The organism is Atlantibacter sp. (genome assembly GCF_032062175.1).
Taxonomy (GTDB): domain Bacteria; phylum Pseudomonadota; class Gammaproteobacteria; order Enterobacterales; family Enterobacteriaceae; genus Atlantibacter.
The window spans coordinates 15,736-38,174 of record NZ_DAMBQK010000014.1; the positions used below are offsets into that span (position 1 = coordinate 15,736).

Genomic DNA, 22,439 nt, shown 5'->3' on the forward strand with positions numbered 1-22,439 from the left:
CCTTCAAAGTGCCTTACGGCGAAGCAGCGCTAGCGCAACAGGGGATCGAGTCCACCACGCGCATCCAGCGCATACAAGTCGTCACAACCGCCAATGTGCTGTGCATCAATAAAAATTTGCGGCACCGTGGTGCGGCCACTGCGCTTAATCATCTCTTCCCGTTTAGCAGCGTCCCCGTCAATGGGTAGCTCTTCAAACGCGACGCCTTTGCTCGCCAGCAATGCTTTTGCACGATGGCAGTAAGGGCAAGTCACTTTGGTATAGATTTCGATATTGGCCATGGCGATACCTTAGCGTGAGTTATTTTCCGCGCACCAGTGGAAGGTTTTCACCACTCCAGCCTGCTACACCGTCTTTCAGCACGAATACACGCTCGAAACCGGCTTTCATCAGCGCGTTAGCGGATTCCTGGGCTGACATGCCGTTGCCATCAACCACAATAATCGGCTGCGCTTTATGCTTATCCAGCTCGCCCGTGTTATTGGCTTTGATTTCATTGGGCAGCATGTTGAGGGCGCTGGCGATATGGCCTTTGCGGAAATCGTCGCGCTGACGAATATCCACCACCACTGCGTCTTCTTTGTTGATTAAACGCGTCGCTTCACCACGCGAGATCACCTTCACTTTAGAAGTAAGGCTTTTGAACGTGGTAAAGAGCACCGCCCCCAGTAACGCGACCCAGGCGATACTAAGTATGGGGTGACGGCCAACGAATTGCATAATTTCTTGCATGGGGGGTAAAGGCTCCCGACTAAGTGAAAAAAACCAGGTGAGGAGTATACCTTTGCATTGGTCCAATTACAGCCAGCGCGCGACAGGTAATGCATATTCTGCGGGCTGTTACGGAAAAAATGACCAAAAGCGCCAAAAGGGACAGACTACCCGCCCGCTTTTTTTGATCTTCTGCGGCTATTCGTGCCAATAAGTTGTAGTAAAATTACGCAAATTTTTTATCTTTAAGCAATGAGGTTATCGCAATGTCGGTTTCTAAAAAACCAATGGTCCTGATGATTCTGGACGGCTACGGCTACCGTGAAGATCAGCAGGATAACGCTATTTTCAGCGCTAAAACGCCAGTAATGGACAGCCTGTGGGCAAAACGTCCGCATACCCTGATTGACGCATCAGGTCTGGAAGTGGGTCTGCCGGATCGTCAGATGGGCAACTCCGAAGTGGGCCACGTGAACCTGGGCGCGGGCCGCATCGTGTATCAGGATTTGACCCGTCTGGACGTTGAAATTAAAGAACGTACTTTCTTCTCTAATCCGGTACTGACCAGCGCGGTAGATACCGCAGTTGCTTCCGGCAAAGCTGTGCACATCATGGGGCTGCTCTCCGCAGGCGGCGTACACAGCCACGAAGACCACATCCTGGCGATGGTGGAACTGGCAGCAGAACGCGGCGCGGAAAAAATCTACCTACACGCTTTCCTGGACGGACGCGACACCCCGCCGCGCAGCGCCGAATCCAGCCTGAAACGCTTTGAAGAAACCTTCGCCGCCCTGGGCAAAGGTCGTATCGCCACTATTATTGGCCGTTACTACGCCATGGACCGCGACAACCGTTGGGACCGCGTAGAGCTGGCTTACGATCTGATGACCCTGGCACAGGGCGAATACCAGGCAGACAGCGCCGTTGCCGCTCTGGAAGCTGCGTATGCGCGTGACGAAAACGACGAATTCGTTAAACCAACCGTGATCCGCGCCGAAGACCAGCCAGACGCCGCGATGGAAGACGGCGATGCGCTGATTTTCATGAACTTCCGTGCTGACCGCGCCCGTCAAATCACCCGCGCGTTTGTTAACGCCGATTTCGACGGTTTCGCCCGTAAGAAAGTCGTGAAGTTCTCTAACTTCGTGATGCTGACCGAATACGCCGCCAACATCGACACCGCCTGCGCTTACCCGCCGAGCTCGTTGGTTAACACCCTCGGCGAATGGATGGCGAAAAACGACAAAACTCAACTGCGTATTTCTGAAACCGAAAAATACGCCCACGTTACGTTCTTCTTTAACGGCGGCGTGGAAGATTCCTTCGCGGGCGAAGATCGCATCCTTATCAATTCTCCGAAAGTGGCGACATACGACCTGCAACCGGAAATGAGCTCTGCAGAATTAACTGAAAAATTAACCGCCGCGATCCGCAGCGGTAAATATGACGCCATTATCTGCAACTACCCGAACGGCGATATGGTTGGTCACACCGGCGTGTTTGACGCAGCGGTGAAAGCGGTGGAAGCGCTGGATAACTGCATCGCTCAAGTGACTGAAGTTGTTGAGTCTGTTGGCGGCCAGCTGCTGATTACCGCTGACCACGGCAACGCCGAGCAGATGCGTGACCCGTCTACCGGCCAGGCGCATACCGCGCATACCAACCTGCCAGTTCCGCTGATTTATGTGGGCGGAAAATCGGTTAAAGCGGTAGAAGGCGGCAAATTGTCTGATATCGCGCCGACAATGCTGTCCCTGATGGGCATGGACATCCCGCAAGAGATGACTGGTAAGCCGCTGTTCATCGTGGAATAATCCCTCCCCATGAGGGGAAAGGTGCACTTTTCAATTCGGGGCATGAAACCACAGCGGTTTTGTTTAATGACCCTGCTATACGCCAGCGTGCTTAGCGCTGGCGTATTGTTATACCCATTTTCCGCCACGGCGGATGAGCGCGATCAGCTCAAATCCATTCAACAGGATATCGCCGCCAAAGAGCGCGCGGTACGCCAACAGCAACAGCAACGCAGCACGCTTCTGGCGCAGCTAAAAGCCCAGGAACAGGCTATCGCCGCCGCCACCCGTGCCTTGCGTGAAACCGAAAACAGCCTTGCGCAGCTGAATCGCCAGATCAGCGCAATGAACACCTCTATCGCCAAACTGGAAAAACAGAAAGCCTCGCAGGAGCGTAACCTCGCCGCCCAGCTCGACGCCTCGTTCCGCCAGGGCCAGCACACCGGCATCCAGCTCATTCTGAGCGGCGAAGAGAGCCAGCGCGGCCAGCGTTTGCAGGCCTATTTCGGCTACCTGAACCAGGCGCGTCAGGAAACTATCGCGCAGCTGCGCCAGACCCGTGAAGAAGTGGCGTCGCAGAAAGCCGAGCTTGAAGAGAAGCAGAGCGAGCAGCAAACCCTGCTGTATGAACAGCAGGCGCAGCAGGCGAAGCTTGAACAGGCGCGTAACGAGCGTAAGAAGACGATTAGCGGTCTGGAATCTTCTATCCAGCAGGGGCAGAACCAGCTTAGCGAGATGCGCCAGAACGAATCGCGCTTGCGCAACAGCATCGCCCGTGCGGAAGCAGCGGCTAAGGCTCGCGCCGAACGGGAAGCCCGCGAAGCCGAGCAGGTGCGTAGCAAACAGCAGGAAGCCAGCCGTAAAGGCACCACCTACAAGCCGACCGAAAGCGAACAGTCACTGATGTCGCGCACCGGTGGGCTGGGCTCGCCGCGCGGCCAGGCTTACTGGCCGGTACGCGGTTCTTTACTGCATCGCTATGGCGAACAGCTACAAGGTGAACTACGTTGGAAGGGGATTGTTATCGGCGCGTCGGAAGGCACGGAAGTTAAAGCCATTGCCGATGGCCGCGTGATCCTCGCCGACTGGCTGCAAGGCTACGGCCTTGTGGTGGTGGTTGAACACGGTAAAGGCGATATGAGCCTGTACGGTTACAACCAAAGCGCGCTGGTTAGCGTCGGGACCCAGGTTCGCGCCGGTCAGCCTATCGCGCTGGTAGGCAACAGCGGCGGTCAGGGCCGCCCTTCACTCTATTTCGAAATTCGTCGGCAGGGACAAGCCGTTAACCCACAACCGTGGTTGGGAAGATAAGTTTTGCTTCAATTTCGACGATTACTGCTTTCACTTGCCGCCAGTCTGGCGGTATTCACTCCGGCCATGGCGGGCAAACTGGCGATAGTGATTGATGACTTTGGTTATCGCCCACAAACCGAAAACCAGATCCTGGCTATGCCGCCCGCGATTTCCGTCGCCGTTCTGCCTAATGCGCCGCACGCCCGGGAAATGGCCACCAAAGCCCACAACAGCGGCCATGAGGTCTTGATCCACTTGCCTATGGCGCCGCTCAGCAAACAGCCGCTGGAAAAAGACACGCTGCGACCAGAAATGAGCAGTGATGAAATCGAGCGCATTATCCGCGATGCGGTTGGCAACGTGCCGCATGCCGTGGGTCTGAACAACCATATGGGCAGCGCTATGACCTCCAGCCTGTTCGGTATGCAAAAAGTGATGCAGGCGCTGGGGCGTTATAACCTCTATTTCCTCGACAGTATGACCATCGGCAACAGCCAGGCAATGCGCGCGGCGGCAGGCACCAGCGTGAAAGTCATTAAGCGCAAAGTGTTTCTCGACGACACCCAAAACGAAGCCGATATCCGCACCCAGTTTAATCGTGCTGTGGCGCTGGCGCGGCGCAACGGCTCTGCCATCGCCATCGGGCATCCCCACCCTTCCACCGTGCGCGTCTTGCAGCAGATGGTCTACAGCTTGCCTGCGGATATCACGCTGGTACGGCCGAGCAGCCTGTTGAATGAGCCGCAAACCGATACCTCGACGCCGAACCTGACGCCGCCGCCCTCTACTACGCCGCGTAATCCGTTCCGGGGCGTGAAGATCTGCAACAGCAAACAGCCGCCTGAGCCGGTGTACGCCACGCGCTATTTCTCCGTGATGGGTGAAAGCATCAGTCAGAGCGGGATGGCGAAGTACATCGTGAACCAGTGGCAGGGCTGGAAAACGCCGGCCATAAAATAACCCGCCGTGACGGGTTATTTTTGCAAAGAGGCGGAGTCTGTTTCATGCCCGGTTACGGGCGCTTTGCTATCGGCATGGGCATACCAGGCTTTAAAATATTTGAGAAAGCTGTAAAGCGTGGCGTAAAACCCCGTCACTGCGCCAACGCGCCCCTGGCGCCATGCGCCGCTAAATAAATACCATTTGAAGAATGCGCCAATGGCGCTAATAAAGCCGCGCGTAATCGACGGCCTGACGGCGGTATATTTCACCAGCCGCGTGGTATAGCCATTCAGTTTATTGATCACTTCGTGAAGCGTATAAAACGTATCATGGCGCACACGCCCCGGCATTTTTTCGCTGCAGGTATGCCCTTCAACCTGGTCATCCACCGGACGCAGATTAAATCGCGCATGCTGGCGATTAAACAAGCGGACCGGGAAGTCTGGAGAAGAGATGGGATACAGGGTTCTGACCTGCTCGCCTAATACATACCAGTAACGCGGCAAACGCCAGGCTTTATCTTTGGCAGGCTCATCGCCCGCTTTCAGAGCCAGAATGAAATTGACGGTTTGTTCATCCATAATTTCATCGCTGTCCATGCATAACACCCAATCATGGCTGGCGCGCTCAATCGCCACATTCATCTGCATACCGTGCATTGAATAAGGGTGATGAAAAGGCGTAATACCGAATTCGCGGCAGATTTCCAGCGTCTCATCGGTGCTGCCGGAATCTACCACAACCATTTCATCTGCCACACGAATAAGGGGCGGTAAAACTTCACGTAATAAGCGCGCGGAGTTATGCGTTAATAAACATACCGAAAGTGTAAACATCATCCTGACTCTGTCTTGTGGGATCCTATTAACCATAGAGGATCAATCAGAAAAAAAAGGCGAGTTTAGTGTGATTTTAGATAAGGTTTTTCGCAGGAAATGATATTACAGAATTTAGCATAAGAAAAAGCGCCCGAAGGCGCTTTCATTGTTAATCCCAGCGTTAATCCCAACTGAGAATAACTTTGCCGGACTGGCCTGAGCGCATAGCGTCAAAGCCTTTCTGGAAATCATCGATAGTGAAGCGATGAGTGATGATAGGCGTGAGGTCGAGCCCTGACTGGAGCAGTGCAGCCATTTTGTACCAGGTCTCGAACATTTCGCGGCCATAGATGCCCTTAATGAACAGGCCCTTGAAGATGACCTTGTTCCAGTCGATGGACATATCCGACGGCGGAATACCCAGCATGGCAATACGCCCGCCGTGGTTCATGGTATCCAGCATGGCGCGGAACGCCGGCGGCGCGCCGGACATTTCCAGACCGACGTCAAACCCTTCGGTCATTCCCAGGTCTTTCATCACATCGTGCAGGTTCTCTTTGGATACGTTCACCGCGCGGGTGACGCCCATTTTGCGAGCCAGCTCGAGGCGGTATTCGTTCACGTCGGTGATCACCACGTGGCGCGCGCCAACGTGTTTCGCGACTGCCGCCGCCATAATACCGATAGGGCCTGCGCCGGATACCAGCACGTCTTCGCCCACCAGGTCGAATGACAGCGCCGTGTGCACCGCATTGCCGAACGGGTCGAAGATAGAGGCTAAGTCATCAGAAATATTATCCGGGATTTTAAACGCGTTAAACGCGGGTAATACCAGATACTCGGCAAAGCAGCCCTGACGGTTGACGCCCACGCCGATGGTGTTGCGGCACAGGTGGGTACGGCCACCACGGCAGTTACGGCAATGACCGCAGGTGATATGCCCTTCGCCGGAAACGCGATCGCCAATCTTGAAGCCTTTTACTTCCTGGCCGATACCGACCACTTCGCCCACGTATTCGTGGCCGACAATCATCGGTACTGGAATGGTTTTTTGTGACCATTCGTCCCAGTTATAAATATGCACATCGGTACCGCAGATAGCCGTTTTGCGGATTTTGATTAACAGATCGTTATGTCCCACTTCCGGCTCGGGGGCATCATTCACCATCCAGATGCCTTCTTCTGCTTTCAGCTTCGATAATGCTTTCATGTCTTATCCTCAGGCAATCACGCCTAACTGTTTACCGATACGAATAAAGGCGTCGATCGCACGCTCAATCTGCTCGGTGCTGTGCGCCGCAGACATTTGGGTACGGATACGCGCCTGCCCTTTCGGCACCACCGGATAGAAGAAACCGGTGACGTAAATCCCTTCTTTTTGCAGTTCACGGGCAAAATTCTGCGCCACAACCGCATCGCCCAGCATCACCGGAATGATGGCGTGGTCTGCGCCCGCCAGGGTAAAACCGGCAGCGGTCATTTTTTCGCGGAACAGGCGCGCGTTGGCCCACAGCTTGTCGCGCAGCGCGTCGCCTTCGGCCAGCATTTCCAGCACTTTGATAGAGGCAGAAACAATTGCCGGTGCCAGCGAGTTAGAGAACAGATACGGGCGGGAACGCTGACGCAGCCACTCCACCACTTCTTTACGCGCTGCGGTGTAGCCACCAGACGCGCCGCCCAGCGCTTTACCGAGCGTACCGGTGATGATGTCAACGCGACCCATCACTTCACAGTATTCATGCGTGCCGCGACCATTTGCGCCGACAAAGCCCACCGCGTGGGAGTCGTCGACCATCACCAGCGCATCGTATTTATCCGCCAGGTCGCACACGCCTTTCAGGTTGGCGATAACGCCATCCATAGAGAACACGCCGTCGGTCGCGATCAGTACGTGACGGGCACCCGCTTCACGCGCCTCTTTCAGGCATGCTTCCAGCTCCTGCATATCGTTATTGGCATAGCGGAAGCGCTTCGCTTTACACAGACGCACGCCGTCAATGATCGAGGCATGGTTCAGGGCATCGGAAATGATCGCGTCTTCCGCACCCAGCAGGGTTTCAAATAACCCGCCGTTGGCATCGAAGCAGGAAGAATAGAGAATGGCATCTTCCATGCCGAGGAATTCAGCCAGCTTTTGCTCCAGCTGCTTGTGCGTGTCCTGGGTGCCGCAGATAAAGCGCACCGAAGCCATGCCGAAACCGTGGCTGTCCATGCCCTGTTTGGCGGCAGCGATCAGTTCAGGATGGTTAGCGAGACCGAGGTAGTTATTGGCGCAGAAGTTGATAACGTGGCTACCGTCCGCGACGGTGATATCGGCTTGCTGGGCCGACGTGATAATACGTTCTTCTTTATACAACCCTTCCGCACGTGCGGTTTCCAGGTCGGCATTCAACTGTTGGTAAAAATCCCCTCGCATTGCAATTCTCCAGGCTGGGCAAATTTCGGCACATATTACCCAAACTAATCATTTGATACGAGATGACGATTGGCGGAATGCGCGTTTTGCAGCATAAATCACGTCTGTGAAACAAACTTCGTAGACGGCGAAGAGGTCTAAAGCTGAAGGAGAGACGATGTGGTGATATGATTATCACCATTAGTGCCTGAGATAGTCTCATGGCCCCACTTTTTTAAAGGTTATACGTATGATCATTGTTACCGGCGGCGCTGGGTTTATCGGCAGCAACATTGTTAAGGCGTTGAACGACAAGGGCATCACCGACATTCTGGTGGTCGATAACCTTAAGGACGGCACCAAATTCGTTAACCTGGTTGACCTGACCATCGCAGATTATATGGATAAAGAAGACTTCCTTATCCAGATTATGGCGGGCGAAGAGTTTGGCGATATCGAGGCCATTTTCCATGAAGGTGCCTGCTCTTCCACCACCGAGTGGGATGGCAAGTACATGATGGATAACAACTATCAGTACTCCAAAGAAGTGCTGCACTACTGCCTCGAGCGTGAAATTCCGTTCCTGTACGCCTCGTCTGCCGCCACCTACGGCGGGCGCACTTCTGACTTTATCGAGTCCCGCGAATACGAAAAACCACTTAACGTCTACGGTTACTCCAAATTCCTGTTCGACGAATATGTGCGCCAGATCCTGCCGGAAGCCAATTCACAAATCGTCGGGTTCCGCTACTTTAACGTTTACGGGCCGCGTGAAGGCCACAAAGGCAGCATGGCGAGCGTGGCGTTCCATTTGAACACCCAACTGAACAACGGCGAAAGCCCGAAACTGTTTGAAGGTAGCGATGGTTTCAAACGCGACTTCGTTTACGTGGGCGATGTGGCGGCGGTTAACCTGTGGTTCTGGGAAAACGGCGTATCTGGCATTTTCAACCTCGGCACCGGGCGTGCGGAATCCTTCCAGGCCGTGGCCGATGCCGCGCTGGCTTACCATCAGAAAGGCAGCCTCGAATACATCCCGTTCCCGGACAAACTGAAAGGCCGCTACCAGGCATTTACGCAGGCCGACCTGACCAACCTGCGCGCCGCTGGCTACGATAAGCCGTTTAAGACCGTCGCCGAAGGTGTGGCGGAATATATGGCCTGGCTGAACCGCGACGCGTAAGTATCCCGTATGAAAATATTGGTGATCGGTCCGTCCTGGGTGGGCGACATGATGATGTCGCAAAGTCTCTATCGCACGCTCAAGGCGCGCTATCCCGAGGCGATTATCGATGTGATGGCGCCCGCGTGGTGCCGTCCGCTGTTATCGCGTATGCCGGAAGTCAACGAGGCGATCCCCATGCCGCTTGGCCATGGGGCGCTGGAAATGGGTGAACGTCGCAAACTGGGCCTCAGCCTGCGCGATCGTCGCTACGACCGCGCCTACGTGCTGCCAAACTCGTTTAAATCCGCGTTAGTACCCTTCTTCGCTAATATCCCTCAGCGCACCGGCTGGCGCGGTGAGATGCGTTACGGCCTGCTGAACGATGCGCGGGTGCTGGATAAAGCCGCCTGGCCGCTGATGGTTGAGCGCTATGTGGCGCTGGCCTATGACAAAGGCGTGATGCAGTCGGCGCGTGATTTACCGCAACCGCTGCTGTGGCCGCGTTTGCAGGTGAGCGAAGCAGAAAAACAGCAAATGCGCGCCACGTTCAATCTCTCCGGTGAACGACCGATTATCGGCTTTTGCCCCGGCGCGGAATTCGGCCCGGCGAAGCGCTGGCCGCATTATCACTACGCTGCGCTGGCAGAAAAACTGATCGCCCAGGGCTATCAAATCGCGCTGTTTGGCTCGGCGAAAGACAACGAGGCGGGTAACCAAATCATCGCCGCGCTGCCGAATGAGCAGCAGCCGTGGTGTCGCAATCTGGCCGGGGAAACCGCGCTGGAGCAAGCGGTCGTGCTGATTGCCACCTGCCAGGCCGTGGTGTCCAACGACTCGGGTTTGATGCACATCGCCGCTGCGCTGGATCGCCCGCTGGTGGCGCTGTATGGCCCGAGCAGCCCCGACTTCACGCCGCCGCTGTCCCATAAAGCGCGCGTGATCCGCCTGATAACCGGCTACCACAAAGTGCGTAAAGGCGAAGGCGAGCAAGGCTATCATCAAAGTCTCATCGACATTACGCCTGACCAGGTTAACGATGAGTTATCACGCCTGTTGGCCAATCAGGAAAATTAACCATGCGGGTATTGATAGTCAAAACCTCTTCCATGGGGGATGTGCTACATACCCTCCCGGCCCTGACGGACGCCATGCAGGCGTTCCCCGGGATCCGCTTCGACTGGGTCGTTGAAGAAGGATTCGTCCAGATCCCTGGCTGGCACCCCGCCGTCGATCGCGTTATCCCTGTGGCGATCCGCCGCTGGCGCAAAGCCTGGTTTTCATCTGATATCCGGGCAGAAAGAGAGACGTTTCGGAAATTGTTAAGATCCGTGCGTTACGATGTGGTTATTGATGCGCAGGGGCTGGTTAAGAGCGCGGCGCTGGTTACCCGACTGGCACAGGGCGAAAAGCACGGGATGGACTGGCACAGCGCTCGCGAGCCGCTGGCATCACTGTTTTATAAACACCGCCATGCCATTGCCAAACAGCAACACGCCGTCGAGCGCACCCGTGAACTGTTCGCAAAAAGTCTGGGGTATTCGCGCCCTGTACAGACAGGCGACTATGCCATCGCACAACATTTTCTCGGCGAGGCGCAGAACACACTGGAACCCTATCTGGTGTTTTTACACGCCACTACCCGGGATGATAAACACTGGCCGGAAGCGCGCTGGCGCGAGCTGATTACGCTGGTGGCGGATAGCGGGTTAAAGATTAAATTACCCTGGGGCGCACCGCATGAAGAAGCGCGCGCCCGGCGTCTGGCTGAAGGGTTTAACCATGTCGAGGTGCTGTCGCGGCTGAGCCTGGAACAAGTGGCTTACGTTCTGGCGGGCGCGAAAGGCGTTGTCTCTGTGGATACCGGTTTGAGTCATCTGACCGCTGCGCTGGATCGGCCTAATATCACGTTATACGGGCCAACCGACCCGGGGTTAATCGGTGGATACGGCAAGAACCAGCACAGTGTCATTTCTCATGACAACGGTAGCATGGCGGCGAATCAGGCCGACGACGTATTCAGGCTGATTAAGAGGCTAATGGATGTCTGATGGGTTCACTATTTAAGCAAATTTACCGCTACACGCGCCCGCGAGCTTTTCGCCACAATGAAAATCTTTGGCCTTATGCAAAAATTTCCCGCGCTGAGACAGGGGAAATTCGTTCCTTAAGTTACAAAGGCGTTTCCATTCCTCTGGCTGGGCTTAGCGAACTGAAAAATCACTATCAGGGTGATGTGCTGCTTACTGCTACGGGCCCTTCTACCAAAGAGATGGATTTTACCGTCGTACCGGAAACACTGCCGGTCATGGGTGTTAACGGCGCTTATGTCCTGCAAGGTCAGTTGCAGTACAGTTTGTATATCGTCGTGGATATGGAATTTTACGATCGCAAACCGGAAATGATAACGGCGATTGTCAGCAATCCCGATATTCTTTTTTTTACAACGCTCCACGGCGTGGCAAAAATTTACGATCGCCATCCCCGTGAAGCGATTAAATGCAAAATCGCGTTGATTGAAGATGCTTGCTATAAAATTTATCAGGGAAAAATCGCTGATGACGCGAAGTGGCATACCTACCAGGGAAGCAATACGGCGATTTTTGATGAGCAAAACAAAAAAATAGGCTTCTCAACCGATATCCGTAACGGTATTTTTGACGCAGGGACCGTGGTTTACTGGGCATTACAGGTACTTTTTTTCTTAGGTTTTAAACGTATCATCATCAGCGGGCTGGATATGAATAATTTTCATCAGCCACGCTTTTATGAAAACGACCAAACTCAACTTCCCTCTTATCTTGAAAACAAAGTGGAAAATATAGTATTTCCTGCGTTCTCACTGGCTTCACGAGTCCTTGAGCAGCATGGTGTATATGTTTTTAACCTTTCTCAAGAAAGCGCGGTTCCAGAATTGATTTTTAAAAAGGTTAAGTTGCATGTACTTTTCAAGCAATAAAATCACTTTAGAGCGATGCTATTTGTTTTTCTTTACGCTATTTTTATTCTTTAGCGCTATTTTTTGCATTTCGACAAGAGTGAACAATCTTTTTCATATTTCAGGAATTTTGTTTCTTATCACCCTGGTCATTTCTTCTGACGTTCGAAAAAAAACGCTACAAAAGAAAAACATTAGAACAGGCGTCTTTGCTATAGGTGTCTTCGTCATCTATTTTGGTATCTCAAACTTCTGGGGCGGCAACGATGAAACCCTGAGATCGGCGTTTACTCACGGCTTATACATCACGATATATACCATTATGCTGGTCAGCATGCTGGAAGATGCTCGTTACCGCCACAGAGCGATGACGGCTATTGTCTCAGGGCTTACCGTCCTGGCCGTTTATACATTATTCACCGATTTTAATTTGGTGCTGCATCTTCGCCAGGTTTCCGAAACCAACCCCGGCCCCACCAACGTCATCGACCTGGCGGGATACTGCGCAATCGGCTGTTTATTAAGCTTTATATTGTATAAAGAGAAAACCCAGCTACTGTATCTTTTGCCCGTAATCCCGTTATTCACTCTGCTGCTTTTGACCCAAAGCCGTGGGCCATTTATTGCATTAATTGTGTCTCTCGTTATTTTTTTCCACGTTCGGACAATGGTGCGTAAGCATTTAATTATTACCGCCGCGGCGATTATCGGACTGCTTTTAATTCTGTTTTATACCCAAGTCGGGGAACAATTCCTCTCACGTTTTGAGGCGCTACGCCAGCAAAGTGGTTTACGTTTTAGCATCTGGGCTCATACGCTTGAACTCATAAAATCAAACATCTGGTTCGGTAAAGGCTTTAACTATAATCTCGATTTTATCAATTACAGCGGCGAGCACATCACCACTACGCATAGCATCTATATCGGCGCTTTCCTTAAGGGTGGTATTATTGGCCTGGCGCTGTTCCTGGTTATCATTAACTATGGATTATTATGCGCCTGGTTTAAATTCATCAATAACCGTCGACTGGAAGCCTCAATTTTCTTGTTTTCGATCATTTTCATGATGTCCCAGGGAATGTTCATTATTAATAACCCCCGGGAATCGTGGATATTATTTTGGTTGCCTCTTGCGGTGGTCATCAGTAACACTACGTTTAAACGGGAAAACATCCCCGCTAAATAATAAATAAGCCGTCGCAAGACGGCTTTTTTATCAGGCTAGCGTTTATTTACCGCTTGTTGATAATACTCCGCTAACGTGAGTCCCGTCGCTTTTGGCTGCAGCCACGCGAAAAAGGCCTCAAGATTATCGTATAACCGCTCGATATCACTCTGCGTTTTAAAGGTGGGGCTCCCGCCGGGCATGTATTCTGACGAGTGAAGCATATACTCCACGTAATCACTGCCCTGCGCGAGCGTTTGCTCCACGACGCTTTTCATCGTATCCACATTGCCACCCATCGGGCGTAGCCAGTGAACAGAAGGCGAACGCACTTTTCCCCGTAAACGATCGTAACCCTGCTTAATGCTATTCATCATCGCAGAGTGCTTATACTGGATACTCATGGGTACTTCGAGTAACGGTGAGTTGCCCGGTTTACGAATATCATTTTCATCCAGAAAGTAGGCTGTCATCGGGAAATCGCGGTAATCCGTTCCCCCGGTCCCTGCCGGGTTTCCTTTGGCGGTTTTCCAGTTCACTTTTGGAGTCACGGAACAATCGACAAGATAGCCCTGTTCTACCAGCAGCCGGGCGTAGCGCTCATCAAATGCCCAGCGGCCAGCACGGTGGCTGACCATTTTCGTCTGGAACGTATCCTCCAGAAGGCGCGTCATATATTCCACTTTCTGACGCATCATCTCGGTGGCGTATTCGATTAAATAAGGCTTGTAGCGCCAGTCATCATCGGTTAACGGCTCCAGCGGCGGGCTGTTCCATGCATGAAGATGCATCCCGACCTCGCCGGTACCTCTGGCTATCACATCCCGGGCAAACTCGATATAAAACGGATCGATTGCCATTTCGTAGTTGGTTAAATAGACCGGCTTGAATCCATATTTCTCGCATAGCGTCTGAAAACGCGGCAAATAGCGCGCATTCTCCGTGGTGATGCTGTCGTGATTTTGCCAGAGGTTATCGCCCTCTGTATCAATCGTTATGAGAAATGCAGGATTGTGCATGGATAATTCCTTAAACACCGGTTATCGCGTCATGGTAGTGCAATCCAGGGCTTCTCTCAATGCGTGTGATAACCTAGAATCAACAACTTGTTATCTGATGAAGAATACATCATGACCGCAAGCGACCTCTCCGGTAAGCACTCTGTTCCCGCACGCATTTTAGTCATCAAGCTCCGCCATCACGGCGATATGTTATTGATTACGCCCCTTATCCACGTTCTTAAACAGCGCTATCCCGCCGCCGAGGTGGACGTATTACTGTATGAAGAAACGCGGGAAATGCTTTCCGCGAACAGCGATATTCATCAGATCTACGGTATCGACCGAAAATGGAAAAAGCAGGGCACCGCTTACCAGCTTAAACAGGAGTGGGCACTGCTTCAGGCGCTACGTCAGCGTCGGTACGATCTGGTGCTGAACCTGGCGGACCAGTGGCGAAGCGCCATCATTACCGCATTAACCGGTGCGCAAACCCGGGTGGGATTCGCCTTTGCTAAACGCGGCAGCCTGATATGGCGCAAAAGCCACACGCTGTTGGCCTCTACCGCGATGCATAACCGCCAGCATACCGTTGAGCAAAACGTGTCTATCCTTCAACCATTAGGCATGGATAGTCATGACGCCCCGGCAAAAATGGGGTATACCGACGCCGACTGGCAGCACTGTGAAGCGCTGCTTCCGGGTGATTTTCGTGAGCGCTACGTGGTGATTCAACCGACATCGCGCTGGTTCTTTAAATGCTGGAGCGAAGCAAAAATGAGCGAGCTGATTAACTCGCTATCGGCGCAGGGCCACGCCATTGTGCTGACCTCCGGGCCGGACGCGAAAGAATTAAAGATGGTTGAAACTATTCTTGCGGGTTGCCCTGACGCCCGCGTGCACTCGCTGGCAGGCAAATTAACCTTGCGCCAGCTAGCGGCGTTAATTGACCATGCGCGACTGTTTATCGGCGTGGATTCCGTTCCCATGCATATGGCTGCGGCGTTACATACGCCGCTGGTCGCACTGTTTGGCCCGTCGAAACTCACTTTCTGGCGACCCTGGCAGGCACAGGGGGACGTGATTTGGGCAGGCGACTATGGTTCACTTCCCGATCCTGACGCCATCGATACCGGCACCTCACAACGTTATCTCGATATGATCCCTACCCAGGCCGTGATTGACGCCGCCCGGAGATTACTGGCATGAAAAAATTCCGCCTGGCGTTAGTCAGACAAAAATACCGCCCGGACGGCGGCGCTGAACGCTTTGTGTCGCTGGCGCTCGAAGCGCTGGACGACCAGGATATCGACCTGAACGTCATCACCCGTGAATGGCAGGGGCCGGTAAACCCTGGCTGGCACATCCATATCTGCAACCCGCGTAAATGGGGGCGGATTAGCCGGGAGCGCGGCTTCGCTAACGCGGCGCGGGCGCTATGGGAAACCAAACAGTTCGATATTGTGCAAAGCCATGAGCGGATACCGGGATGCGATTTGTATCGCGCCGGAGATGGCGTGCATCGCCGCTGGCTTGAGCAGCGCGCCCGCATCCTGCCAGGCTGGAAAAGCCGTTTGCTGTTCAGCGATCGCTATCATCGTTACGTGATGAATGCAGAGCGGGAAATGTATACCGATTCCGCCTTACGCGGCGTTATCTGCAACGCCGAAATGATTAAACGGGAAATCATCGAAGACTTCGGCGTGCCGGAAAGCAAAATCCGGGTCATCTATAACGCCATTGATAACACCCGCTTTACACCGCCGGACGCGGCCACGTTTATCGCCCTGCGTGAACAGTGGCAATTGCCCGTTCAGGCCACCTGCCTGATTTATATCGGCTCCGGCTTTGAGCGTAAAGGGCTGGACGCCGCAATTCGGGCTATCGCACCTACCGATCGCCACCTGCTCGTGGTGGGCAAAGATAAAGATCAAAAACGCTACCAGTCGCTGGCGAAAACGCTGCGCTGCGATAATCGCGTCCACTTTTTCGGCGTGCAGCAGGAAACGCTGCCGTTTTATCAGATGGCGGACGGCCTGCTGCTGCCCACGCTCTACGATCCGTTCCCGAACGTTATTCTTGAAGCGATGGCCTGCGGGTTGCCGGTGATTACCAGCACTGGCTGCGGCGGCGCTGAATTTATCGAAAACGGGCGTAACGGCTACGTGTGCGATGCGCTGGATATCGGTGCGCTGCAACAGGCGGTGATGGCGCTACCCGCGCGTGCGCTGGACTCACAGCAAGGGGCCCGTGCCCGGGAGCGTATTATGGGCTGCACCGCGCAACATCTTTCTGCGCAGCTCATCGCCTTTTATCAGGAGTTATTAAGATAACCATGCGGATTTTGTTTGTTATCGATGGTTTACCCGGCGGCGGTGCGGAGAAAGTCGTGATTACGCTTGCGGAGCAGTTTCTGCGCGAGGGTGAGCGCGTGTCGTTGTTTTCACTGCGCGACGTCTGCGAGTACGCCTTGCCGGAGACTCTCGACTATCGGGTGATTGCCGATCGGTGCCGTAAGCCCTGGCGTAAAATGACTGAGTTATCGCGCCGCGCCCGGCAACTGGATGACGCCATTAAAGAAGCGGAAAAAGAGGGTCAGTTCGACCTGGTGGTGTCTAATCTCCATAAAACCGATCGCATCGTGTCCCGCAGCGCCGTTCTGGCTCATCGCAATCTGTGGTTTTGCCTGCACGGCGTTTTTTCCGCCTCTTATCTGGGGCATCGTACCGGGTTCAGCCGCTGGCAGAAGCAGCAGAAGATTAAACGGGTTTACCAGCATCGCAACGTGATTACCGTGTCTGACGCGGTTGGGCGTGACCTGGTTGAACAATGCGGGGTTACGCCTGCGCAGCTTAAAACGATCTATAACCCGTTTGATATCGCCGCCATTCGCGCCAGCGCACAAGCGCCCTGCGAGATGGCCGGGCAGGATTATCTGATCCACGTTGGACGTTTTCATCTGGCAAAACGCCATGACCGTTTAATCGAGGCCTACGCGAAGAGCGGAATTACTGCGCCATTGCTGCTGCTCGGCCAGGGTAAACCCGAGCAGGAAGCGAAGCTGCGGGAGCTGGCCACGCGCCTGGGCGTCGGTGAGCGGGTGATCTTCAAAGGCTTCCAGCCTAATCCCTGGACATGGATGAAACATGCGCGAGTGCTCGTGGTCAGCTCGGATAGCGAAGGGTTTGGCAACGTGCTTGTGGAGGCGCTGTTGCTGGGTACGCCCGTGGTCAGCACCCGCTGCCCTGGCGGAGTGACGGAAATCCTCACCGATGAATTCGCGCGCGGTCTCTCTGACCTGAACAGCGATGCACTGGCCCGGACTCTGCAAAGCATTTATGATAACCCGCCGCTAATCGACCCACAGCGGCTGGAAAAATTCAGCGTAGAAACTATCTGCAATCAGTATCGTCAGCTGTCATCATCCTGACGGGAAATACGTCCTCTTGATTTTACTGGATCGTTTATGAGTCAAACACCTTTACTCAGTATTGTGGTCGCCGTGTACAACGGTGAACAATTCCTTTCACAGTTCTTTGAATGTATTGAACAACAGGCGCTTGAAAGCTACGAGCTGATTTTGGTTAACGATGGCTCAACCGATGCCAGCCAGAGCATAATGGAAGCGTGGCAACCCCGCTTGCAGAACGTGAAAATCATCCAGCAGGCGAACCAGGGCGTGTCGGTCGCGCGAAATAGCGGCCTCGAACTGGCAACCGGTAAATACCTGACGTTCCCGGACATCGATGACAAGCTTTACCCGGAAATGTACCGCACTCTGCTGGAGATGGCGGAAAAAGGCGCGCTTGACGTCGCCACCTGCAATGGCCGTTACGTGTACGAAAAAAACCGCGAAAGCCATCCTATTTTCCCGCTCAACCGCCTTGCGTCCACCGATGTGCTGCCCGGCCACGTGTGGCTTAAACAGGCGCTGGACTCGCGCAAGTTTCTGCACGTCACCTGGCTTAATATCTACCGCCGTGAATTTATCAACCAGAATGGCTTCCGTTTCGAGCCGGGGCTGCGTCATCAGGATATTCCCTGGACCACGGAAGTGCTGCTGGCGGCGCAACGCGTGCAATATACCGACCAGCAGTTCTACGATTACTACATTCATTCCGCCTCGGTTTCGCATAAGCCCGATACCGATGACACCCTGATCCGCTCCGCGCATCACTACATGAAGATCCTCGAGATGCTGGATGCGATTAACGAGCGTTATCACGACAAAACCCAGCATATCGCGGCCTGCCGCTGGCAAATTGCCAAAGAAGGCCTGGGGATAATCCATACCATTGATTGCATGAAAGATGACGCTAAAAAGAAAGGACTCATCAAAGAGTTTTTCGATCGCGGCATCTGGGGATTGATCTGGAAAAACGCCCACGATCTTCGCCTGCGCTGGCGTCTGGGCCGCCGCTATTTCCGCCTTAAAAAAGCGTTAAAGGCGTAAGGCGCATCCTCATACATTTATCCTGGTGCCATACAGACAGAGCGCCTTAAGCTAAATGGGTAACCTGAGTCATGGGCAAGTTAATGGCGCGGGCCTGAAAGGCGCCAAAATAATAGCTTTAACCGGCTTAAATGCTTAGAATTTGCCCGCCGATTAAGAAAATTACGGATATTCGCTTGGAATCGTTGTATACCGCTTTACTCTATCTTATTCAGCCCTTCATCTGGGTACGGTTGCTGCTTCGCAGCCGTAAGGCTCCGGCGTACCGTAAACGCTGGGGTGAACGCTATGGTTATTGCCGGAATAAGGTGGCGCCTGACGGTATATTGCTGCACTCCGTTTCCGTGGGTGAGACGCTGGCGGCTATCCCGCTGGTGCGCGCCCTGCGCCATCGCTACCCGACGCTGCCGATCACCGTGACGACCATGACGCCAACCGGTTCCGAGCGCGTGCAGTCTGCCTTCGGTAAAGATGTTCATCACGTCTATCTGCCCTACGATTTACCCTGCGCCATGAATCGCTTCCTGGACAACGTTCGCCCCAAGCTGGTGATCGTAATGGAAACCGAGCTGTGGCCGAACATGATTGCCGCGCTGCACCAGCGCAAAATCCCGCTGGTGATCGCCAACGCACGTTTGTCTGAGCGTTCCGCAAACGGCTATAAAAAGCTGCGCGGTTTTATGCGCCGCTTGTTGAATAAAATCACGCTGATCGCTGCGCAAAATGAAGAGGACGGCAATCGCTTTCTGGAGCTGGGCCTGAAGCGCAACCAGCTCGCCATTACCGGCAGCCTGAAATTCGACATTTCCGTGACGCCAGAGCTGGCGGCCCGGGCCGTCACGCTGCGCCGCCAGTGGGCACCGCGCCGTAAGGTGTGGATCGCCACCAGCACCCACGATGGCGAAGAAGCGATTATCCTTGAGGCGCACAAAGCGCTGCTCAAAACCTTCCCGGACTTATTGCTGATCCTGGTGCCGCGCCATCCGGAGCGGTTTAAAGATGCCCGCGATCTGGTACACAAAGCCGGATTCAGCTTCACCCTGCGCAGTACCGGCGAAATTCCGTCCGGCAGCACCCAGGTGGTGATTGGCGATACCATGGGCGAGCTGATGCTGCTTTACGGCATTGCCGATCTCGCCTTTGTCGGCGGCAGCCTGGTAGAGCGCGGCGGCCATAATCCGCTGGAACCTGCCGCACATGCCATCCCGGTGCTGATGGGCCCGCATATTTTCAACTTCAAAGATATTTGCGGACGCCTGCTGGAAGCGGGAGGATTAATTATCGTCAACGATGCGCCAGCGCTGGTAAAAGAGATTTCTACTCTGCTGACCGATGAAGACTACCGTTTGTGGTATGGCCGTCACGCGGTAGAAGTTCTGCATCAGAACCAGGGCGCGCTGACGCGTTTGTTGCAGCTTCTCCAACCCTATCTGCCGCAGCGGAGCCATTGATGCCTGCGCGCCTGTCGGTCGTGATGATCGCGAAGAACGCCGGAGATGTTCTAGCGGAATGCCTGGCATCGGTGGCGTTTGCCGATGAAATTATCCTGCTTGATTCCGGCAGCACCGATAACACGCTGGATATCGCCCGTGACGCAGGCGTTACCGTTGTCTCATCAACTGACTGGCCGGGCTACGGCATTCAGCGCCAGCGTGCACAAGCGCTGGCGACCAGTGATTATGTTTTGATGATCGATACCGATGAGCGCGTAACGCCCGAGCTAAAGCAAACCATTCTTGCTGTCCTGGAAAACCCACAGCAAGGCACGGTATACAGCATGGCGCGCCGCAATTATTTCCTTGGCCGCTTTATGCGTCACAGCGGCTGGTATCCTGACCGTGTCACCCGCCTCTATCAGCGTGAACGTTACCGCTATAATGACAATCTGGTGCACGAATCGCTGGATGCGCCCGGCGCTAACGTTATCGCGTTAAAGGGCGATTTATTGCATCTGACCTGTCGCGATTTCGCCAGCTTCCAGCAAAAGCAGCTTAACTATGCCACCGCATGGGCTCAGGAACGCCATCAGAAAGGCAAACGCAGCTCTATCGCCGGGATTATGGGCCATACGCTGGGTGCGTTTATCAAAACCCTGATTATTCGCGGCGGCGTGCTGGACGGCAAACAAGGGTGGTTACTGGCGGTGGTGAATGCCCAGTACACATTTAACAAATACACCGAGCTGTGGGCGCTGAATCACGGCTATACACAAAAGACCGCTATATGAGCACAAAAGCGATTTACCCCGGTACCTTTGACCCGATCACCAATGGTCACATCGATATTATTACCCGCGCCGCAGGCATGTTCGATAAGCTGATTATCGCTATCGCCGCCAGCCCAAGTAAAAAACCGATGTTCACGCTTGATGAGCGTGTGGCGCTGGCGAAAGACGCGACGGCACATTTAACCAATATTGAAGTGGTGGGGTTCAGCGATTTAATGGCTAACTTTGCCCGGGCGCAGCAGGCCAACGTATTGGTTCGCGGGTTACGCGCCGTGGCAGATTTTGAGTATGAAATGCAGCTCGCGCATATGAATCGTCATTTAATGCCCGAGCTGGAGAGCGTGTTTTTGATGCCCTCAAAAGAGTGGTCGTTTATTTCGTCCACGCTGGTAAAAGAAGTGGCGCGCCATCATGGCGATGTCACGCACTTTTTACCGGAGAAAGTGTGTCAGGCGCTGCTCAGTAAACTGGCGGCCGGGCACTAATCGGCATTACTTCTGGCAATGTCGGCACCAGTACGTGCGGCGTTGCCCGTGTTTTCCGGCCTGAATCGGCGTTCCGCATACCCGGCACGGCTCACCTTCCCTTCCGTAAACCTGTAGCTCCTGAGCAAAATAACCCGGCTTTCCGTCACTTTGTAAAAAGTCACGTAGCGTGGTGCCGCCCTGCTCAATGGAACGCAACAGCACGGCTTTTATCGCAGCCGCCAGCAGTTCGCACTCTTCTTTTGAGAGCGCCTGTGCCAGCTTATCGGGATGGATCCCGGCGGCAAACAGCGACTCACTGGCGTAAATATTACCGACGCCAACCACCAGTTTGTTATCCATCAGCCAGGACTTAATCGCGACTTTTTTACGGGCGCATTTTTGATGCAGGTATTCGCCGTTAAATTCGTCGCTCAGCGGTTCCGGGCCGAGGTGCGCTAAGACGTTGTGCCCTTCCAGCGATGCCGTCCAGAGCCATGCGCCGAAGCGACGCGGGTCGGTATAACGCAGCACTTTACCGTTGCTCATCAACAGGTCAACGTGGTCATGCTTTTCCGCGGGCATTTCATGGGGCAACACACGCAGACTACCAGACATGCCCAGGTGAACGATGATCCAGCCATCAGGTAATTCGATGAGCAGATATTTGGCGCGCCGCTGCACGCTGATAACCGGCTTATCGCTGAGCGCATGGATTTCATCAGAAACCGGCCAGCGCAGGCGGCCATTACGCACAACGGCGTGAACAATAGTTTCACCGACCAGATGCGGTTCAATACCGCGACGGCTGGTTTCCACCTCAGGTAATTCAGGCATCGTTTCCCCTTTTCACGGTCACAGAAAGCAAAAAACCCGGCATAAGCCGGGTTTTCATACAAAGCACTAAAATTATTTAATTTTAGCTTCTTTGTAAAGCACGTGCTGACGGACAACTGGATCGAACTTTTTCAGTTCCAGTTTTTCCGGCTTAGTACGTTTGTTCTTCGTAGTGGTATAGAAGTGACCAGTACCAGCAGAAGAAACCAGCTTGATTTTCTCACGAATACCTTTAGCCATGAT

23 protein-coding genes are annotated in these 22,439 nt (G+C 53.8%); 15 read left to right on the forward strand and 8 right to left on the reverse strand.

Translation table 11 applies throughout. The features are described 5' to 3' along the window. Positions 1–29: 29 nt before the first annotated feature. Together grxC and RT120_RS13435 are read right to left on the reverse strand one after the other, a co-directional pair. Entirely contained in the window at positions 30–281 is a 252-nt protein-coding gene (grxC, locus tag RT120_RS13430; protein WP_125294979.1) for a glutaredoxin 3, read from the reverse strand. A gap of 19 nt (positions 282–300) precedes the next feature. Beyond that, entirely contained in the window at positions 301–732 is a 432-nt protein-coding gene (locus tag RT120_RS13435; RefSeq protein ID WP_312983222.1) for a rhodanese-like domain-containing protein, read from the reverse strand. A 245-nt stretch (positions 733–977) separates the two neighbouring features. Here RT120_RS13435 and gpmM point away from each other — a divergent pair, with 245 nt between their 5' ends. From gpmM to RT120_RS13450, 3 genes are read left to right on the forward strand one after another with little or no spacing between them, the layout of a single operon-like run. Continuing rightward, the gene (gene gpmM, locus RT120_RS13440) at positions 978–2,525 is read left to right on the forward strand and encodes a 2,3-bisphosphoglycerate-independent phosphoglycerate mutase (RefSeq protein WP_312983224.1); all 1,548 of its coding nucleotides are present in this window, start codon (positions 978–980) and stop codon (positions 2,523–2,525) included. 9 nt (positions 2,526–2,534) lie between these two features. Next, entirely contained in the window at positions 2,535–3,815 is a 1,281-nt protein-coding gene (envC, locus tag RT120_RS13445; protein ID WP_312983226.1) for a murein hydrolase activator EnvC, read from the forward strand. Between the two features lie 3 nt (positions 3,816–3,818). Next, the gene (locus RT120_RS13450) at positions 3,819–4,757 is read left to right on the forward strand and encodes a divergent polysaccharide deacetylase family protein (RefSeq protein WP_312983228.1); all 939 of its coding nucleotides are present in this window, start codon (positions 3,819–3,821) and stop codon (positions 4,755–4,757) included. A 14-nt stretch (positions 4,758–4,771) separates the two neighbouring features. Here the strand turns inward: RT120_RS13450 and RT120_RS13455 are convergent, their stop codons facing one another. From RT120_RS13455 to kbl, 3 genes are all read right to left on the reverse strand, one after another. Beyond that, complete coding sequence (locus tag RT120_RS13455) at positions 4,772–5,575, reverse strand: glycosyltransferase family 2 protein (RefSeq protein WP_312983371.1); 804 nt, start codon at positions 5,573–5,575, stop codon at positions 4,772–4,774. 163 nt (positions 5,576–5,738) lie between these two features. Continuing rightward, complete coding sequence (gene tdh, locus RT120_RS13460) at positions 5,739–6,767, reverse strand: L-threonine 3-dehydrogenase (protein ID WP_312983230.1); 1,029 nt, start codon at positions 6,765–6,767, stop codon at positions 5,739–5,741. A gap of 9 nt (positions 6,768–6,776) precedes the next feature. Next, on the reverse strand, positions 6,777–7,973 hold the full coding sequence (gene kbl / locus RT120_RS13465; protein WP_312983231.1) for a glycine C-acetyltransferase: 1,197 nt from the start codon (positions 7,971–7,973) through the stop codon (positions 6,777–6,779). A 229-nt stretch (positions 7,974–8,202) separates the two neighbouring features. On the opposite strand from kbl, the gene rfaD reads away from it, so the two are divergent. Genes rfaD through RT120_RS13490 form a run of 5 tightly spaced genes read left to right on the forward strand, consistent with a single transcriptional unit; the run spans position 8,203 to position 13,238 of the window. After that, positions 8,203–9,135, forward strand: a complete 933-nt coding sequence (gene rfaD / locus RT120_RS13470; protein WP_312983233.1) for an ADP-glyceromanno-heptose 6-epimerase — start codon at positions 8,203–8,205, stop codon at positions 9,133–9,135. Positions 9,136–9,144: 9 nt separating this feature from the next. Next, positions 9,145–10,191, forward strand: coding sequence for an ADP-heptose--LPS heptosyltransferase RfaF (gene rfaF / locus RT120_RS13475; protein WP_312983235.1), 1,047 nt, complete (start codon positions 9,145–9,147; stop codon positions 10,189–10,191). Positions 10,192–10,193: 2 nt separating this feature from the next. Next, positions 10,194–11,165, forward strand: a complete 972-nt coding sequence (rfaC, locus tag RT120_RS13480; protein ID WP_312983237.1) for a lipopolysaccharide heptosyltransferase RfaC — start codon at positions 10,194–10,196, stop codon at positions 11,163–11,165. Continuing rightward, a complete protein-coding gene (locus RT120_RS13485) occupies positions 11,165–12,073 on the forward strand; it encodes a sugar glycosyltransferase (RefSeq protein ID WP_312983238.1) in 909 nt (302 codons plus the stop codon). The genes rfaC and RT120_RS13485 overlap by 1 nt, the downstream gene beginning before the upstream one ends. Then, positions 12,054–13,238: an O-antigen ligase family protein gene (locus RT120_RS13490; protein WP_312983240.1), complete on the forward strand. Its 1,185-nt coding sequence runs from the start codon at positions 12,054–12,056 to the stop codon at positions 13,236–13,238. Before RT120_RS13485 ends, RT120_RS13490 begins: the two co-directional genes overlap by 20 nt. Positions 13,239–13,273: 35 nt before the next feature. Here the strand turns inward: RT120_RS13490 and RT120_RS13495 are convergent, their stop codons facing one another. Next, positions 13,274–14,236, reverse strand: coding sequence for a polysaccharide deacetylase family protein (locus RT120_RS13495; RefSeq protein WP_312983242.1), 963 nt, complete (start codon positions 14,234–14,236; stop codon positions 13,274–13,276). Between the two features lie 111 nt (positions 14,237–14,347). Between RT120_RS13495 and rfaQ the strand changes: the two genes are divergently transcribed. From rfaQ to coaD, 7 genes are all read left to right on the forward strand, one after another. Then, positions 14,348–15,424 (forward strand): putative lipopolysaccharide heptosyltransferase III, encoded by a 1,077-nt coding sequence (gene rfaQ / locus RT120_RS13500; RefSeq protein ID WP_312983244.1) that lies wholly within the window; start codon positions 14,348–14,350, stop codon positions 15,422–15,424. Then, entirely contained in the window at positions 15,421–16,548 is a 1,128-nt protein-coding gene (locus tag RT120_RS13505) for a glycosyltransferase family 4 protein (RefSeq protein ID WP_312983246.1), read from the forward strand. Before rfaQ ends, RT120_RS13505 begins: the two co-directional genes overlap by 4 nt. Positions 16,549–16,550: 2 nt before the next feature. Continuing rightward, complete coding sequence (locus tag RT120_RS13510) at positions 16,551–17,645, forward strand: glycosyltransferase (protein WP_312983247.1); 1,095 nt, start codon at positions 16,551–16,553, stop codon at positions 17,643–17,645. Positions 17,646–17,681: 36 nt separating this feature from the next. Next, the gene (locus tag RT120_RS13515; RefSeq protein WP_312983249.1) at positions 17,682–18,668 is read left to right on the forward strand and encodes a glycosyltransferase; all 987 of its coding nucleotides are present in this window, start codon (positions 17,682–17,684) and stop codon (positions 18,666–18,668) included. Positions 18,669–18,844: 176 nt separating this feature from the next. Further along, complete coding sequence (gene waaA, locus RT120_RS13520) at positions 18,845–20,119, forward strand: lipid IV(A) 3-deoxy-D-manno-octulosonic acid transferase (protein WP_312983251.1); 1,275 nt, start codon at positions 18,845–18,847, stop codon at positions 20,117–20,119. After that, entirely contained in the window at positions 20,119–20,895 is a 777-nt protein-coding gene (locus RT120_RS13525) for a glycosyltransferase family 2 protein (RefSeq protein WP_312983253.1), read from the forward strand. Before waaA ends, RT120_RS13525 begins: the two co-directional genes overlap by 1 nt. Beyond that, complete coding sequence (coaD, locus tag RT120_RS13530) at positions 20,892–21,380, forward strand: pantetheine-phosphate adenylyltransferase (RefSeq protein WP_312983255.1); 489 nt, start codon at positions 20,892–20,894, stop codon at positions 21,378–21,380. The genes RT120_RS13525 and coaD overlap by 4 nt, the downstream gene beginning before the upstream one ends. A 6-nt stretch (positions 21,381–21,386) precedes the next feature. On the opposite strand, the gene mutM is transcribed toward coaD, so the two are convergent. Together mutM and rpmG are read right to left on the reverse strand one after the other, a co-directional pair. Further along, entirely contained in the window at positions 21,387–22,196 is an 810-nt protein-coding gene (gene mutM, locus RT120_RS13535; protein WP_312983256.1) for a bifunctional DNA-formamidopyrimidine glycosylase/DNA-(apurinic or apyrimidinic site) lyase, read from the reverse strand. A 72-nt stretch (positions 22,197–22,268) separates the two neighbouring features. Continuing rightward, positions 22,269–22,436 (reverse strand): 50S ribosomal protein L33, encoded by a 168-nt coding sequence (gene rpmG / locus RT120_RS13540; RefSeq protein WP_003024094.1) that lies wholly within the window; start codon positions 22,434–22,436, stop codon positions 22,269–22,271. Positions 22,437–22,439: the final 3 nt, after the last annotated feature.